Raw genomic sequence first — 15,905 nt, forward strand, 5'->3', positions numbered from 1 at the left:
CGGCCAGAAAGCTCTTCTGCCGACTCATTACATTTACCCCATGCCACTCCTACCCACCCTAGACCGGCTACACCACCAAGTACGTCGCAACCTCTGGCTGCGCTACTTCACCTACGGCGTACGGGTGCTACTCGCCGTAGGCTTCATCCCGGCGGGGATCGTCAAACTGACGGGGGAGCGCTTCGCCAGCGGGCTCTCGGTGGTGCATCCGATGGGGAGCTATCTAGTAGCGTTGCAGGCTACGGGATTCTACTACACCTTCATCGGGGTGGTGCAGGTACTGGCGGGCGTGCTGCTGTTGATCCCGCGAACGGCGCTGCTGGGGGCGGTGCTCTACTTTCCGATCATTTTCAATATCTGCGTGCTCTCGCTGGCAGTGCGTTTTGAGGGCTCCCTGCTGACGGCCCCGCTTATGGTGCTAGCCAATGTGTACCTGCTGTGTTGGCACTGGGACCGGATTCGTTTTCTACTTCCGCTGCGTGAGGAGCAGCTGCGCTACACCTTCGTGCCCCCAGGAACGTACGACAGGCGGTTCCCGCTGAAGTTTGTTGCGCTAGCTGGGACCGCTGCCGTAGCCACCGTCGCCGCTACGATAGCACTGAACGTGTATGCCATCATGCCCCGCAACAGTCTCGGAGACTGTAACACTCAGTTTACCGGTACGGAGCGGTCTGCGCGGGGGGCAGACTTCTGCGCCTGCATCCACGAGCGGGGCGGCTCGCTGGCGACCTGCCTGGAGGAGTATGAGGGGAGATAAAACTTGTCGCGGCAGGGTGCCCCGAACCACCTATCTTGCCCTCCCACCAATATCAGTTCCCGTGCGCCACGTCCTGACTCTACTGCTGCTCCTAAGTCTCTGCACCCGCGTCCCCGCCCAGGAGAGTGATGCCTACCTGGAGCTGGCCGAAATTGCTCACATCGAGCAGAAAGTGATGGTGCCCATGCGCGACGGCAAACGGCTGGCTACCGACGTGTACCACCCCAAGAACGTGGACAAAGCACCCATCATCTTCAGCCGCACACCCTACCAGTTCAACGGCTACGTGGACGGGGAGGAGCAGACCAGGACCTACGAAACGGCCCACGAAATGGTCAGCCGCGGCTTCGCGTACGTGGTGCAGAACGAGCGCGGCCGCTACTTCTCCGAAGGAGAGTGGGACATCCTCGGCGTGCCGCTGACCGACGGCTACGACGCCATCGAATGGATGAGCACCCAGCCCTGGAGTAACGGCAACGTGGGCCTGCTAGGCTGTAGCTCGACGGCCGAGTGGCAAATGGCCGTGGCGAGTATGGGCCACCCCGCCCTGAAGGCCGCCGTGCCGATGGGCTACGGAGCCGGCGTCGGTAGGGTGGGGGACTTTATGGAACAGGGCAACTGGTACCGCGGCGGCGCCCAGCAGATGCTCTTCACGAGCTGGCTGTACCAGGTGCAGCACGACCCCCTGGCCCCGCGGCTGCAGGAGGGACTGAGCCAGGCAGACCTGCAGCGCCTGAGCCGCTTTTACGATATGGCACCGGAATACCCAGAAATTTCCTCCACCGAACTGCTCGCCACCCTACCCGTGCGCGACATCATCAAGGCGAAACAGGGCCCCACAGGTGTGTACGAGGAGATGATCGTACGCAAGCCCAACGATCCGGCCTGGTACGAGGGCGGGCTCTACCACGACGATATGCCCTACGACGTGCCGACCTTCTGGTTCACGAGCTGGTACGACGTGTCGATCAGCCCCAACCTGGCGCTCTTCAATCACGTGCGCGAAAACGCGGAGAGCGAGCAGGCCCGGGAAAATCAGTACCTCTGGATCGCCCCTACCCTCCACTGCGCCTACCAGCGAGCGGTGCAGAACACTATAGTTGGGGAGCGTAGCGTAGGCGATGCCCGCTACGACTACGATGCGCTGATCTACGGCTTTTTCGATAAGTGGCTGAAGAGTGACTCTCCGGAAATAATTGACACCCTGGCGCGCGTCACCTACTACACCATGGGCAGCAACGAGTGGCAGACCACCACCGCCTGGCCGCCGCCGGACGTAGAGATGGTAGATTTTTACCTCAGCAGTCCCGGCAACGCTAACACGCTATACGGGGCGGGGACGCTGGTGCGCACTCCGTCGAGTGAGGAACGAGTCAGCCGGCCGGATACCATCGTCTACGATCCCATGAACCCCGTAAAGAGCTACGGCGGCAACGTCTGCTGTACGGGCGACGCGGTAAAAGGCGGCAGCTTCGACCAGCGGGTAATGGAGGCGCGCAACGACATTCTGGTCTATACCACCGAATCCTTCGCGGAGGATACGGAGGTGAGCGGCTTCGTGGAGTCTACGCTCTACCTCAGTAGTGACGCCAAGGACACCGACCTGACCCTCAAACTGATCGTCGTGGAAGAAGACGGCAGTGCCTACAACCTGGACGAGACGATCCAGCGCGTGCGCTACCGGGAGGGCTACGATAAGGAGGTCTTCATGGAGCCCGGCGAAGTGTACGAGGTGGAGCTGACGCCAATGAGCACCAGTAATCTATTCAAGGCCGGGCAGCGGCTACGGGTGGAGGTGAGCAGCTCCAACTTCCCACGCTTCGACCGTAATCTGAATACGGGCGGGGATAACGTGACGGAGACGGAGGGGGTGGTAGCGCGGAACGTGATTCATCATTCGGCGGAATATCCTAGTGTGGTGCGGGTGCCGGTGCGGTAGGGTCGGGCAGTAGCTCGGCAACGGTGACCTCCCCAGCGAAGGGACTGGTGAAGGTGGCCTGCTCAGTGTAGGTAACCACCGAGCCGTAGCGCCCTTGCTCCGGCTGGGGTTGTAGATGGACTTCGATCTGCCGGTCGGCCAGATTGACAATCCAGTATTCGGGAAGGCCGGCCTGAGCGTAGAGTTCGGCTTTGCGGCTGCGGTCTTTGTCTAAGGAGGTATTGGCTACTTCGATGAGTAAGTAGATATCCGTAATTGCCGGGCGATAGGTTCCGTACTTTTTATCCTTTACGACTGCGAAATCAGGTTCCGGCTCAGAGGCTAATTCGGCGAGGTTGATTGATTTTTCCTGCCGGTAGCGAAATTGCTTACCGAAACGATCGCGAAAGTATTCGGCTAGTAGGGTGATGCATTCCTCGTGGGGGGCTCCGGCGGGCATTTTGTTAACAATCTTTCCATGAATTAATTCCACCTTATCGTCTTCCCCAAAGATCCCGTTGTCGATCGCGAGGTGATAGCGATCGACGGTCCAGAAGAAGTCTCCGTTGCTGTGACGGGAGATAGCGGGGGGAGTGAGTACGGATTTGGTCATGGTGGGAGATGATTTAGGGTGCCGTCAGGATAAAGTCTGCATCGATATTAAGCTTTTGATGGAGTGCTTTGGCGATAGCCAAGTTCAGCTCGCGTTTTCCGTTCAAAATTTCGCTAATTCGGGAAGGTGACGTGCCGAGCAAGACCGCCAGATCCTTCTGTCTAAGCTTACGCTGAAACATACGTAGCTCTATGGCTTCTCTAAGGGTGTTTGGCTCAAAAGGATAATGTTGCTCTTCGTAGTCAGCTACCAGATCAGATACATGATCAAGTTCCGCCTGCTGGGCGCTGGAGAGTGGCTGTTGATCCGACATTGACCGAAGTAACTCTTCCATGCGTGTCGAAGCTACTTCGTATTGTTCTTGAGTCATTGATTAAATGGTTTTGGCGTCCACTTTGTCATAGGCCGCATGCGTACCGATAAAACGGATGTACACTTTCCGTGAAGCGAAGATGATGATAACAATCAAACGGTATGCATTGCCCTTAATGTCAAACACGTAGCGGTTATTCCCTACATAGTCGACCGTTCGAAAGTCAGCTCGCACATCTGCCAGTGAATCCCCTTTGGCTTCCTTGACTATTCCGTACCAATGGAGTAGTGGGACCTTAGCGGCAGGATGGACCTCGCCAAACTCTTTCAATCTGCGCGGTGTGACAACTCTCATAGAACATGTAGAAGGCTAAGAAAAGTTCTCAATGTAGAATAAAATTCCACAATATAGAAGTAGCTGCTGTTAATTCAGTTAACAAATACGGGTATCGTTCAATTCACTCTGGGACAAAGAATTTAGCCCTAGGCGCCAGAAAGCAACAGAACATGAATTCTACCGCCATGAGTAATTCATTTTGAACCTGATTATGAATTATTTACATAGGTTAAGCCAGTCGGCCGACGAGCTTCCCGTCCAACTACATCAGGCCGCAAAGAACTCGGCGGACGACGACCCCAACGAGCGAAGCGAGCTGCCAAACAAATAGTACATGGTACGTTGTACATAGTAAACTGTAAATCCTCCTTGCCTCTTCTAACCTTCAACGACCGCGGCATCTACTGCGAGCAGGCCGACGTCTATATCGACCCCTGGAAGCCCGTGCCCCGCGCCCTGATCACCCACGGCCACGCCGACCACTCCCGCTGGGGCAACGACCACTACCTGTGCACCCGCACCGCCGCCCCGGTGATCAAGTACCGGTTGGGCGATATCGACCTGGAAACCGTGGAATACGGCGAGGTCAAGACGATCAATGGGGTCAAGTTCAGCTTCCACCCGGCAGGGCACATCATCGGCTCAGCCCAGATCCGCGTTGAGTACAAGGAGGAAATCTGGGTAGCCAGCGGCGACTATAAGCTCGAGGACGACGGACTGAGCGAGGCCTACGAACCCGTGCAGTGCCAGCACTTCATCACCGAATCCACTTTCGGCCTGCCCGTCTATCGCTGGACGCCCCAGGAGGAACTCTTCGCCGACATCAATGACTGGTGGCGACAGACCGCCAGCGAGGGCCGCACCGCCATCCTCACCGGCTACGCGCTCGGCAAGGCCCAACGCCTGCTCGCCGGCCTCGACACTTCCATCGGCAGGATCTACACCCACGGCGCCATCGAGAACACCAACGAGGTGCTGCGCAAACAGGGCATTAAGCTCCCCGACACCACCCGCGTCACCCGCGAGATCAACAAAAAAGAATACCCCGGCAACATCGTCGTCGCCACCCCCGGCGCTATCGGACAGCCCTGGGTCAAGAAGTTCGGCAACGCCAGCATCGGCGCGGCCTCCGGCTGGATGACCCTGCGCGGTGCACGTCGACGCCGCGGGGCCGACCGCGGCTTCGTCCTCTCCGATCACTGCGACTGGCCCAGCCTGCTAGAGGCCATCGACCTTACCGGGGCCGACAATATTTACGTCACCCACGGCTACACCTCCATCTTCTCCAAGTACCTGCGCGAGCAGGGCTACAACGCCGTCGAACTGGAGACCGAGTACGAGGGCGAGCTGGCCGAGATTGAAACGAAGGGCAGCGAGGAGACTAGTAAGGAAAATGCGTTGGCTGATGGGGAGTGATAAATTTTATCCATGAAAAATTTCGCCGAACTCTTCCGCCGCCTAGACCGCACCACCAAGATTAACACCAAGGTCGAGGCCCTAGCCGACTACTTCCTCCAGGTCGACGACGAGGACAAGCTCTGGACCATCGCCCTTCTTTCGCACCGGCGACCCCGCCGTACCGTCAACTCCAAATTGCTGCGCGCCTGGGCCTCAGAGTTGAGTGAGGTAGCCACCTGGATCCTGGAGGAAAGCTACCACGTGGTGGGTGACCTGGCCGAGACCATCGCTCTGGTCCTACCCCCGCCCGAGACTGACTACGACCACACCCTCACCTACTGGATCAACTACATCGAGCAGTTCGTCGGCTACGACGAGCTGGGTAAGAAGGAGGCCGTGCAGGAAGCCTGGCGCGGGCTGGGCACCACCGAGCGCTACCTGTTCAATAAGCTCATCACGGGCAACTTCCGCGTCGGCGTAAGTCAAAAGCTCATGACCCGCGCCCTGGCCCAGGCCACCGGCATCGAGGAGACTAACCTGGCCCATCGCCTCATGGGCAACTGGACGCCCAACGACACCACTTTTGAGGAGCTGATCCACTCGGAGTCGGCCACCGACGATATTTCCCGCCCCTATCCCTTCTACCTGGCCTACCAGTTAGAGCAACCGACGGAGGAGCTCGGTGACCCCCATGAATGGCAGGCGGAACATAAGTGGGACGGCATCCGCGGCCAGGTCATTGTGCGCAACGACGAGGTATTCGTCTGGTCCCGCGGGGAGGAACTAGTTAACGACAAGTATCCCGAGTACGACGTCCTGGCTACGGCCCTGCCCAACGGCACGGTGATCGACGGCGAGATTCTTCCCTATAAAAATGGACAGCCCCTCGGCTTCAACGTGCTCCAGACTCGCATCGGCCGCAAGACCGTCAGTAAGAAGCTGCTCAAGGAAGCTCCCGTGGTACTCATGTGCTACGACCTGCTGGAGTACGAAGGCCGCGACATTCGTAAGCTACCCCTCTCCGGCCGCCGGGAACTACTGGAACGTTTGATCAAGGAGTACGACACTCAGGGCATTCTTCATCTCAGTCCCGTCTTCGCTTTTGCCCACTGGGACGAGCTAGCCGTGGAGCGCGAGACCGCCCGCGAAAAGTACTCCGAGGGCATCATGCTCAAGCGCCGCGACTCGGCCTACAAGCAGGGCCGCAAGAAGGGCGACTGGTGGAAGTGGAAAGTCGACCCCCTGACCATCGACGCGGTCATGATGTACGCCCAGCGGGGCCACGGCCGGCGCGCCAACCTCTACACCGACTTCACCTTCGGGGTGTGGGACGGCGATCAATTGGTCCCCTTCACCAAGGCCTACTCTGGCCTCACCGACCAGGAGTTCAACAAGATCACCGCCTGGGTGCGGCGCAATACGGTGGAGAAGTTCGGCCCCGTGCGCTCGGTGAAGCAGAAACAGGTTTTCGAGATCGGTTTCGAGGGCATTCGCAAGAGCACGCGGCATAAATCGGGCGTGGCGCTGCGCTTCCCGAGGATGCTCCGCTGGCGGCACGATAAGCCGGTGGAGGAGGCGAATACTAAGGCGGATCTGGAGGGGATGTTGGCGGTGTATGGGAGTTGATGGGCTGCGTCATCTGGGGTAGGGGCCCTAGATGTAAGCCTGGTGCGGGACTGGTGAGGATGACAGTTAACGGTATAAGCTAAAGGGCTGACTATCGACGTATTACGTCATAAAGGAAGACGATGGGTCGTCCTTAACCGTCACAGAACACCCGTAAAACTGACGGTAAAGTCCCGCGCTTCATCACCTACCTTCGGCGGTTCATTTATCTCACTAGGCACGATGAAGACACTTTTATTCCTAGCCCTTTCGCTGGGGCTTTCTCTCGGCGTGGTTGCTCAGGTTACCGTCAGCGGTACGATTACCGATGGTACCGGCGAACCGCTCATTGGTGCCTCGGTGCTGGCCGAAGGTACTAGTACCGGCACGGTGACGGATCTCGACGGCAACTATACGCTCAACGTACCGGCGGAGGTGGAGCGGCTCATTGTTTCTTACACCGGCTTTAAGACGCAAAATATTGCGATTGAGGGTCAGTCCACCATCGATATTATCATGGATGAAGATGCCGCCCAGCTCTCGGAGGTGGTGGTCGTCGGCTACGGTAGCCAAATCCGCAGTACCCTAACCGGCAACATCGCCCAGATTGAGGGCGAGGATATTCAAAACCTCCCCGTTTCCAGTGTAGAGCAGACCATGCAGGGCCGTACGGCGGGGGTATTCGTGCAGGCGGTCAGTGGTAAACCCGGCGGACGCATCAACGTGCGGGTGCGGGGCAGCTCCTCCATCTCGGCAGGTAATGATCCGCTGTATGTTGTGGATGGAGTACCCGTCACGAGCGGTACATTCAGTAGCCCCGGAAGTGGTAGTCAGAACTTCATGGCCGACATCAACCCCAACGATATTGCCTCTATTGAGATCCTTAAGGATGCCTCTTCCGCGGCAATCTACGGCTCACGGGCAGCCAACGGGGTTGTGCTCATCACTACCAAAGCAGGTGCTAGTGGAGCGACCAAGTTTAACGTCAACCTCAGCTACGGCAGTAGCGAGCCCAGCCGCAAGCAGGAGTTCCTTAACGCGGAGGAATACGTAGCTTTTTTCCAGCAGACCGCCCGGGGAGCCGCCCGCTACGATTTTGACAATCAGTTGAATGACTTCGGACTAGCGGACGACGAATACACCCTCGAAAATACTACGGCTGCTTACCTAGATTTTGTGGAGGGCCGTTTAGACCGCTACGCCGGACCCAGCGATTGGCGCAATAATGAGACCAACACCGACTGGCAGGAGCAGGCCTTTCGCACCGGTCAGAGCCGCAATGCCGACCTCAGCGCCAGCGGTGGAACCGATAAACTTACCTACTACGCCAGCTTCGGCTACTCCGATCAGGAGGGAATTCTGATTGACAATGCCTTCGAACGCCTCAGTACCCGCCTCAATCTTGACGCGAAGCCCTCCGATCGCTTCAACTACGGTATGCGCCTGGGTTTCAGTCGTAGCCAGAATAACCGGGTGAGCAATGACAATCAGTTCAGTACCCCGCTGCAGCTAATTGCCCTATCACCCATCACTCCCGTACGTAATACTACAGGGGAGGAGTTCCGCGGCTTTGCTCCCGGCCAACTCTTCGACCGGCCGGTGACTACCTACTATAATGGCCTGGTGGAGATCGCTAATAGTGAGAAGGAATCAATCACTTACCGTACCCTAGCTAACGTCTTTGGCCAGTTCGATCTCGGAGCGGGCTTTGCCCTACGCGCCGAGGCCGGCGTTGATGTGGCGAACATTAAACAAGACCGGTTTCTCGGTAGCCTCACCGATGGGGGAGAGGCCACCAACGGTTTTGCCGATAGCCGCTGGAGCAATATCGTCAACTACAATACCAAGGCCCTGCTGCTTTACAACCAGGCGTTTGACGCGGGGCACAACGTGGACTTCGTAGGAGGCATTGAATTTCAACAGTCGAGGAACGAAAATATCCTCGTCGAGGGCCAGGAGTTTCCCCTCGATCAACTCCGCACCGTAGCCAGTGCCGCAGATATAACGGGTGGCTCTACCGATCTTACTGAGTTTACCTTCCTGAGCTACTTTGGCCGCGTGAACTATAATTTCGACCGCAAATATCTTTTGAGCCTTAGCGGTCGCCTGGATGGTTCCAGCCGCTTCGGCGCCAACAACCAGTACGGATTCTTCCCCGCCGCTGCCGTAGGCTGGGTCATCAGCGAGGAGGACTTCTTTGCCACCGGCTCCCCCATTAGCTACCTAAAGGTGCGCTCCAGCTACGGACTCACGGGCAATGCGAGCATCAATAACTTCGCGAGCCGTGGCCTCTACGGAGCGGACAAATACTTTGGCACCTCCGCCCTGCGCCCCATTCAGATCGCTAACCCCGATTTGACTTGGGAGTCTACCGCCCAATTTGACGTCGGTATCGACTTTGGCCTGTTCAATAATCGCCTGAGTGGGGAGGTCGATTACTACGTCAAGAATACCTCCGATCTGCTACTGAATGTGCCCGTGCCAAGTACCACCGGCTTTCAGACGCAGTTCCAAAACGTCGGTGAATTGCGTAACCGGGGGGTCGAGGTATTGCTGAACGCTACGGTCTTCGATCGTGAGTTCGGCTGGAGTACCAGTGCTAATTTTGCCTATAATGACAATGAGGTCATTTCCCTGGCCGATGGGCAGGAGATCATCGACGACGGCGGCAGCCGCTACATGAACGTGGTCAAGGTAGGCGAGAGCATCGGGGCCTTCTACGGTTTGGAGTACGCCGGGGTTGACCCCGCTAACGGCGATGGCCTCTACTACAATGCTCTCGATGATGAAGGAAACCTGATTAGTCCCGAAGCCACCACTAATGATGCCAACAAGTCCCAATTTGTCATCCTTGGCGATGCCCTGCCCACCACCCTGGCTGGCTGGACTAACAACTTCAGTTACAAGGGTATAAGTCTGGATGTCTTCGTACAGGGTAGCTTCGGCAACGAGGTGCACAACTCCGCCGGTGTGTTTCAAAGCTGTGGGGGCTGCTGGTTCGACAATCAGACCCGCGACCAGCTCGATGCCTGGACCCCCGAGAACACCATCACCAACGTGCCGGAGGCTCGCTTCTACTGGGGTAATGCCGACCAGGGTCGCAGCAGTCGCTACCTCAGCAGTGGCAACTTCGTGCGCCTCAAAACGGTCACCCTGGCCTACGAACTACCCGCTGACCTTATCGACCGTATCGGAGTGAACCGCCTTCGCTTTTACGTTACTGGGCAGAACCTAGCCATCATTACTAATTATGCCGGTTGGGACCCGGAGGTAGCCGCGGACTTCCTGGCGGATGATTCGCCTAATATTCTTACGAGCGTAGACTTTTACACTGCTCCCCAGCCGCGCACTATCATCTTCGGCATCACTGTAGGCCTGTAATCACTCCCCAATACCATACCATGAATAACAGCATTCTTGTTACCCTCCTGGGTTTGGGGCTCCTTGCCTTTTCCTGCTCCGACGAACTTGACGTCCAGCCCGCCCAGAGTATTGACGAAGGCGTAGCGTTGAGTTCCGACGAGACCGTAAAGGCCGTCCTAATCGGTGCCTACGATCAAGTCAGCGATGGAGACCTATACGGCGGCAACGCCCTACGTGACGCCGACCTCCTCGGCGGTACCGGCGAGATTCTTTTCGTTGGCACTTTCAATAGCCCCGATGAGATTGCGCGCAAACAAATTACCACCGGCAATGCCGATGCCGAAGCCCGCTGGGTGGAAAGCTACGAGGGTATCAACATTGTCAATAATGTGCTCTCCGCGCTGGAAGTAGTCAATGCCGACGATCAGGCTCGCGTAGAAGGCGAGGCCCGTTTCATCCGGGGCTTACTTTATTTCGACCTCGTCCGCTATTACGCCCAGGCCTTCGAAAGCGGACAGACTAACGATCAGCTTGGGGTACCAATTGTACTCACCCCCACCCGGGGTATCAGTGCGGAAAATGACGTGACCCGCGCTACCGTAGAAGAGGTGTACGCACAAGTGCTGAGTGACCTGACCACGGCTGCTGATCTCCTACCCGAAACTAACGGTGTGTTTGCCGGTAGCCTTACTGCCAGCGCCCTGCTAGCTCGCGTTTATCTTCAGATGGACCGCTACGCCGACGCCCGCGAAGCAGCCGATCGCGTCATCGAAAGTGGCGTGTATGCCCTAACGCCTACCTACGTCGGTGCCTTCATGAACGGCAGTAATACCACCGAAGACATCTTTGCTATCCAGGTCAACTCACAGGACGGTGTTAATAACCTCACTACCTTCTACTCCGTCCCTGAATTCGGCGGCCGCGACGGCGACATCGAGGTGCTCGATAACCACCTGGCCCTCTATGAGGATGAGGACGCCCGCCGGGACCTATTCTTTGAGCGCGGCGGCGCCACCTACACCGGCAAGTTCAACAACCAGTTTGCCAATGTGAGCATCATCCGCCTAGCCGAGATGTACCTCATCCGCGCCGAAGCCAACTCCCGCCTCGGGACCGAAGTAGGTGCCACCCCCACCGAAGACATCAACCGCCTGCGCAACCGCGCCGGCCTGGACGATCTCGGGGACGATGACGTAGACTTAGCCTTCATCCTCGAAGAACGCCGCCGCGAGCTCGCCTTTGAGGGCTTCCGTATCCATGACATCAAGCGCCTACAGGGCAGCGTCGGCAACTTCGCCTACGATGCCAATGAGCTGGTCTTCCCTATCCCCGCCCGTGAGACCGTAGCTAACCCAAATATTGTGCAGAACCCGGGATACAACTAGACGCGCCCGCGCAACCTTTTGGCAAAAAACGAAGTTATTTTGCCAAATATTAGTCTTATGGTGCTCACGGTAGATAAGTTTGGACGGGTACTGATCCCGAAGAAAGCACGTCAAGCATTGCAACTCGATGCGGGCTCCAAGATCGAGTTGACGGTTGATGCCGCAACTAAAACGGCACAGCTCAGGCCCCAGCAAGAAGCACTGCCTCCATACATCGCCTACACTGATTGGGGGTGGCCCTACCTGAATGTAGAGATGGAACTACCGGATGATTTTGATACGGTCACGTTCATCAAACAGACCCGTCAGGAGTACCTCGATAGGAAGTTAGGCCTATGATGAAATTCTTTATCGAGACCTCGATACTACTAGCCTCCTTACTCCCTGCGCACCCAAATTACCGACGTGCAAATGATCTTTTGAAGAGATGTCGGGACGAGGGGAGCCTGGTTTGTTTAAGTACGCACGTAATCGCAGAGCTGTACGCAAACCTCAGCAATCCCAGAATTTCGAAGTCTACACCCATCAATCCAAAACAGGCGGTAGACCTAATAAGAAGATTAGTGATTGAGCTAGAAACTATCGTCTTGGACGAGCAAGACTACTATGCCGCTATGGATCGCTGTGCGGACTTAGGTCTCGTCTCGGGAGTCATGTACGATGCGCTCCACTTCCAGGCTGCGCTGAAAGCAAAAGCCGATATACTATACACGGAAAACCGTCGCGACTTCGATCGCCTGCTACGAGAAGATGCGCCGGTAGTTCGAAGTCTACCCGACTAGTCTAGCCCCTACAACACCGAATACTGCACAAATCCCGCCCGCTCCGGATAATCCGTCGTGTAGTGCAGCCCGCGACTTTCCTTACGTAGACTTGCCGCCTTGGTTACCAAATAGCCTACTGAGATCAAGTTCCGAAGCTCACACAACTGCGGACTCACCAGACTATTCCGGTACAATTCCTCGGTCTCATCGTGCAGCAGGGTCAGTCGATCCCTGGCCCGCTTCAGTCGCTTGTCGCTGCGCACGATGCCCACGTAGCTCGACATCACCTCTTTAAGCTCCTTGACACTTTGGGTGATCAGTACCTGCTCCTTGGGCTCCATGGTGCCGGTACGCTCCCACTGTGGAATGTCATCCTGTAGCTCCAGGTTATCAATATTGGTGGCGATCGAGTGGGCGATGCGGTGGCCGAAGACTAAAGCTTCGAGCAGACTGTTGCTCGCTAGGCGATTAGCTCCATGCAGTCCCGTGCTCGTGCACTCCCCGGCAGCATACAGCCGATTGACCGAGCTACGCCCAAACTCATCCACCTTCACTCCCCCACACATGTAGTGGCAGGCCGGGTTGATCGGTACCAGCTCGTGCATAGGGTCGATGCCGTTCTCGATGCACTTATCGTAGATTGTCGGAAAGTGCGCCCGAAATTTCTCCTCGTCCAGCTCCCGGCAGTCCAGACACATATACTCCGCCCCCGTCAGCTTCATCTCGTTGTCGATGGCCCGGGCTACGATATCCCGTGGCGCCAGACTTCCCCGTGGATCGTAATCGTGCATGAACTCCGAGCCATCCGGCCGCTTGAGGATTGCCCCGAAGCCCCGTACGGCCTCACTCACTAGGAACGCCTGCCGCTCGATCCCCGGACTGTACAGCGCCGTCGGGTGAAACTGCACGAACTCCATATTCTCCAGGTGCACCTTGGCCCGGTAAGCCATGGCGATACCGTCTCCGGTAGCAATCACCGGGTTGGTCGTACTGCGGTAGATCTGCCCATTGCCTCCGGCTGCCAGCACCGTCGTCCGCGCCAAAATCGTACTGATCTCCCAGTTCTCCTTATTTAGCACGTAGGCCCCGTAGCACTCGATGTTCTCCGTCAGCCGCGTCACGATGTACCCTAGGTGGTGCTGCGTCAGTAGGTCCAGTGCGAAGTAGTGCTCGTGCACCTTGAGATTATCTAGCGTAGCCGCCTTCGCACTCAGCGCCCGCTGTATTTCCCAGCCCGTCAGGTCCTTGTAGTGCAGGATGCGGTTCTCCGAGTGCCCCCCTTCCCGTCCCAGGTCGTACTTCTGAAACTGGTCCAGGTCGAAGCGCGTCCCCCACTCGATGATCTCCTCCACCCGCTCTGGCCCCTCCTCCACCACGATGCGCACGATGTGCTCGTCACACAGTCCCGCTCCGGCATCCAGCGTATCCTCGATGTGCTTTTCGTAGTTATCGGTTCCGTGGTCCCACACCGCCGCTACGCCTCCCTGTGCATAGCTTGTATTACTCTCCCGCTCATTGACCTTTGTGAGCACGTCGATCTGCAATTCGGGCCGTAGCATGGCCAGTTTGATTCCGGTGCTGAGGCCGGCGATGCCGGAGCCGATGATGAGTACGTCGGTGGTCAAGGGGGCAAGGAGTTAAGGGGTTAGGGAATCAAGGAGTTAAGGTGGGTGTTGTAGGCGTTATAGGCAGGGCAGGCGTGAAAGTGGGACCGGCGTAACGGGGGGGCGGGGCCGCAGGTGCAAAGAGTACAATGCGGTCTCCGACCGCGGCAGTACGATGCAGCCTCCGGCTGCGCCCCCGGATAGTTCCAGCGCAGCCGGAGGCTGCCTTTTGCTGGCGCCCCGATAGCTATCGGGGGAGGCAGCATTGTACTGTACCCGAGCGAAGCGATCTACAACTTCGTATAGTGCTTATCATCCACCAACGACTGCGCCGGATTCCGCCATCCCCCATTCGGAATGCCGTCCCAGAGCTCGTCCGCCTCACTAGGCCCCCAGGTGCCGGCCTCGTAGGTAGCTAAGGGGGCATCGCCCTTCTCCCAGGCCTCAATGATCGGGTCGACGAAGGCCCAGGCCACCTCGACACTGTCGCCGCGGGCGTAGAGGGTGGGGTCGCCTTTCATGCAGTCGAGGAGGAGGCGGCTGTAGGACTCGGGGACGTCTTTGGTGGTCAGGTCGCGGTAGAAGAAGTCCATGTCCACGTTCTTCACGCGGAAGCCCTCGCCGGGCACCTTCATACCGAACTCCATGGCCATACCCTCGTCGGGCTGGATGCGGATGATGAGCTGGTTGTCGCACTTCATCGCGTAGTCGTCGAACTGAGCGAAGATGGCCTGCGGCGGATTCTTGAAGGTGATGACCACCTCGGTAACCTTCAGCGGCAGGCACTTGCCGGTGCGGATGAAGAAGGGCACGCCGGCCCAGCGCCAGTTGTCGATGAAGAACTTCATGCCCACGTAGGTCTCGGTGGTGCTGTCGTCGGGCACACCCTCGGCGTCCTTGTACGCTACGACGTGGCCTTCCTTCGTTTCGCCAGCCGTATACTGAGCGCGCACCACCTGCTCGGCGACCTGCTCCCCAGTGATGGGCCGCAGGGATTGGAATAATTTCATCTTCTCGCCCCGAATGGATATGGCATCGGCCCGGATGGGCGGCTCCATAGCCACGTGGGCCAGTACCTGCAGCAGGTGGTTTTGAATCATGTCGCGCATGGCTCCGCTACCGTCGTAGTAGCCGCCGCGGCTGCCGACGCCCACCGTTTCGGCGGCCGTGATCTGTACCGACTGTATATAATTACGGTTCCAGAGTGGTTCGAAGAAGCCGTTGGCGAAGCGGGTCACCAGTAAGTTTTGCACCGTCTCCTTGCCTAGGTAGTGGTCGATACGGTAGATGTTGTTTTCGGGGAAGTAAGACTGGATGTCCTCGTTCAGTTTTTTCGCCGAGGCCTCATCGTAGCCAAACGGCTTTTCGACCACCAGGCGGGCCCAGCCGCCCTCCGGCTTATTGAGGCCCGAGGCGGCCAGCGCTCCCGGGATGGTGCTGTACAGCTTGGGTGGTGTGGAAAGGTAAAAGATGTAGTTACTGCCCGTCTGAAACTCCTGGCTGAGCTTATCGAGGCGACCCTTGAGCTTATCCACGTCTTCCTGACCGTCGTACACCTTCAGGTCCTGGTAGAAAAGCAGTTTGGCAAACTCCTGCATCTGCGGCTGCGCCTTCTGCTCGTCGGTAAAAAACTCACTTTCGAAAACTACTTTATTGCGGAAGTCCTCGTCCGTGTAATCCGTCCGGCTCGCCCCCAGCAGCGCGAAGTGCTCCGGTAGGTAGCCGCCCCGGTACAGATCGTAGACGGCGGGGATGAGCTTGCGCTGAGCTAGGTCACCGGAGGCACCGAAGATGATCAGGATGTGGGATTGGACGGAGTTGGCCATGCTGTGGGGGTCTTTGCCTTGCA

Annotated in this window: 13 protein-coding genes; 8 read left to right on the plus strand and 5 right to left on the minus strand. The window is 57.6% G+C overall.

Annotation, left to right across the window (positions count from 1 at the left end):
- Positions 1–40 precede the first annotated feature (40 nt).
- Both ACOOHD_RS16455 and ACOOHD_RS16460 read left to right on the plus strand, forming a co-directional pair.
- Complete coding sequence (locus ACOOHD_RS16455; protein WP_420458972.1) at positions 41–757, plus strand: DoxX family protein; 717 nt, start codon at positions 41–43, stop codon at positions 755–757.
- Positions 758–818: 61 nt separating this feature from the next.
- Complete coding sequence (locus ACOOHD_RS16460; RefSeq protein ID WP_420458973.1) at positions 819–2,696, plus strand: CocE/NonD family hydrolase; 1,878 nt, start codon at positions 819–821, stop codon at positions 2,694–2,696.
- On the opposite strand, the gene ACOOHD_RS16465 is transcribed toward ACOOHD_RS16460, so the two are convergent.
- Genes ACOOHD_RS16465 through ACOOHD_RS16475 form a run of 3 tightly spaced genes read right to left on the minus strand, consistent with a single transcriptional unit; the run spans position 2,668 to position 3,931 of the window.
- Positions 2,668–3,288: a Uma2 family endonuclease gene (locus ACOOHD_RS16465; RefSeq protein WP_420458974.1), complete on the minus strand. Its 621-nt coding sequence runs from the start codon at positions 3,286–3,288 to the stop codon at positions 2,668–2,670. The two genes, ACOOHD_RS16460 and ACOOHD_RS16465, sit on opposite strands and share 29 nt — an antisense overlap.
- 13 nt (positions 3,289–3,301) lie before the next feature.
- Positions 3,302–3,622 carry a helix-turn-helix domain-containing protein gene (locus ACOOHD_RS16470; protein ID WP_420458975.1) on the minus strand — a complete coding sequence of 107 codons (321 nt, stop codon included), beginning with the start codon at positions 3,620–3,622 and terminating at the stop codon, positions 3,302–3,304.
- Between the two features lie 39 nt (positions 3,623–3,661).
- A complete protein-coding gene (locus tag ACOOHD_RS16475; protein ID WP_420458976.1) occupies positions 3,662–3,931 on the minus strand; it encodes a type II toxin-antitoxin system HigB family toxin in 270 nt (89 codons plus the stop codon).
- Positions 3,932–4,306: 375 nt separating this feature from the next.
- On the opposite strand from ACOOHD_RS16475, the gene ACOOHD_RS16480 reads away from it, so the two are divergent.
- The 6 genes from ACOOHD_RS16480 to ACOOHD_RS16505 all read left to right on the plus strand — a co-directional run bounded on the left by ACOOHD_RS16480 (position 4,307) and on the right by ACOOHD_RS16505 (position 12,470).
- Positions 4,307–5,353: a ligase-associated DNA damage response exonuclease gene (locus ACOOHD_RS16480; RefSeq protein WP_420458977.1), complete on the plus strand. Its 1,047-nt coding sequence runs from the start codon at positions 4,307–4,309 to the stop codon at positions 5,351–5,353.
- Positions 5,354–5,365: 12 nt separating this feature from the next.
- Positions 5,366–6,961, plus strand: a complete 1,596-nt coding sequence (locus ACOOHD_RS16485) for an ATP-dependent DNA ligase (RefSeq protein WP_420458978.1) — start codon at positions 5,366–5,368, stop codon at positions 6,959–6,961.
- Between the two features lie 222 nt (positions 6,962–7,183).
- Entirely contained in the window at positions 7,184–10,321 is a 3,138-nt protein-coding gene (locus tag ACOOHD_RS16490) for a SusC/RagA family TonB-linked outer membrane protein (protein ID WP_420458979.1), read from the plus strand.
- 20 nt (positions 10,322–10,341) lie between these two features.
- On the plus strand, positions 10,342–11,688 hold the full coding sequence (locus tag ACOOHD_RS16495) for a RagB/SusD family nutrient uptake outer membrane protein (RefSeq protein WP_420458980.1): 1,347 nt from the start codon (positions 10,342–10,344) through the stop codon (positions 11,686–11,688).
- A gap of 57 nt (positions 11,689–11,745) precedes the next feature.
- Entirely contained in the window at positions 11,746–12,027 is a 282-nt protein-coding gene (locus ACOOHD_RS16500) for an AbrB/MazE/SpoVT family DNA-binding domain-containing protein (RefSeq protein ID WP_420458981.1), read from the plus strand.
- Positions 12,027–12,470, plus strand: coding sequence for a type II toxin-antitoxin system VapC family toxin (locus ACOOHD_RS16505; protein ID WP_420461445.1), 444 nt, complete (start codon positions 12,027–12,029; stop codon positions 12,468–12,470). Before ACOOHD_RS16500 ends, ACOOHD_RS16505 begins: the two co-directional genes overlap by 1 nt.
- 8 nt (positions 12,471–12,478) lie before the next feature.
- Here ACOOHD_RS16505 and nadB read toward each other — a convergent pair whose 3' ends face one another.
- Together nadB and zwf are read right to left on the minus strand one after the other, a co-directional pair.
- Entirely contained in the window at positions 12,479–14,077 is a 1,599-nt protein-coding gene (gene nadB / locus ACOOHD_RS16510; RefSeq protein ID WP_420458982.1) for an L-aspartate oxidase, read from the minus strand.
- 269 nt (positions 14,078–14,346) lie between these two features.
- Positions 14,347–15,882, minus strand: coding sequence for a glucose-6-phosphate dehydrogenase (zwf, locus tag ACOOHD_RS16515; RefSeq protein WP_420458983.1), 1,536 nt, complete (start codon positions 15,880–15,882; stop codon positions 14,347–14,349).
- Between the last annotated feature and the right edge of the window lie 23 nt (positions 15,883–15,905).

Origin of the sequence: Neolewinella sp., assembly GCF_965214665.1 — a bacterium.
Classification (GTDB): domain Bacteria; phylum Bacteroidota; class Bacteroidia; order Chitinophagales; family Saprospiraceae; genus Neolewinella.

What these genes read in the sequence shown, in the direction of transcription:
- ACOOHD_RS16455 (WP_420458972.1), top strand. Translation starts at nt 41, where the DNA reads ATGCCACTCCTACCCACCCTAGACCGGCTACACCACCAAGTACGTCGC.
- ACOOHD_RS16465 (WP_420458974.1), bottom strand. Translation starts at nt 3,288, where the DNA reads ATGACCAAATCCGTACTCACTCCCCCCGCTATCTCCCGTCACAGCAAC.
- ACOOHD_RS16470 (WP_420458975.1), bottom strand. Translation starts at nt 3,622, where the DNA reads ATGGAAGAGTTACTTCGGTCAATGTCGGATCAACAGCCACTCTCCAGC.
- ACOOHD_RS16485 (WP_420458978.1), top strand. Translation starts at nt 5,366, where the DNA reads ATGAAAAATTTCGCCGAACTCTTCCGCCGCCTAGACCGCACCACCAAG.
- ACOOHD_RS16490 (WP_420458979.1), top strand. Translation starts at nt 7,184, where the DNA reads ATGAAGACACTTTTATTCCTAGCCCTTTCGCTGGGGCTTTCTCTCGGC.
- ACOOHD_RS16495 (WP_420458980.1), top strand. Translation starts at nt 10,342, where the DNA reads ATGAATAACAGCATTCTTGTTACCCTCCTGGGTTTGGGGCTCCTTGCC.
- ACOOHD_RS16500 (WP_420458981.1), top strand. Translation starts at nt 11,746, where the DNA reads ATGGTGCTCACGGTAGATAAGTTTGGACGGGTACTGATCCCGAAGAAA.
- ACOOHD_RS16505 (WP_420461445.1), top strand. Translation starts at nt 12,027, where the DNA reads ATGAAATTCTTTATCGAGACCTCGATACTACTAGCCTCCTTACTCCCT.
- zwf (WP_420458983.1), bottom strand. Translation starts at nt 15,882, where the DNA reads ATGGCCAACTCCGTCCAATCCCACATCCTGATCATCTTCGGTGCCTCC.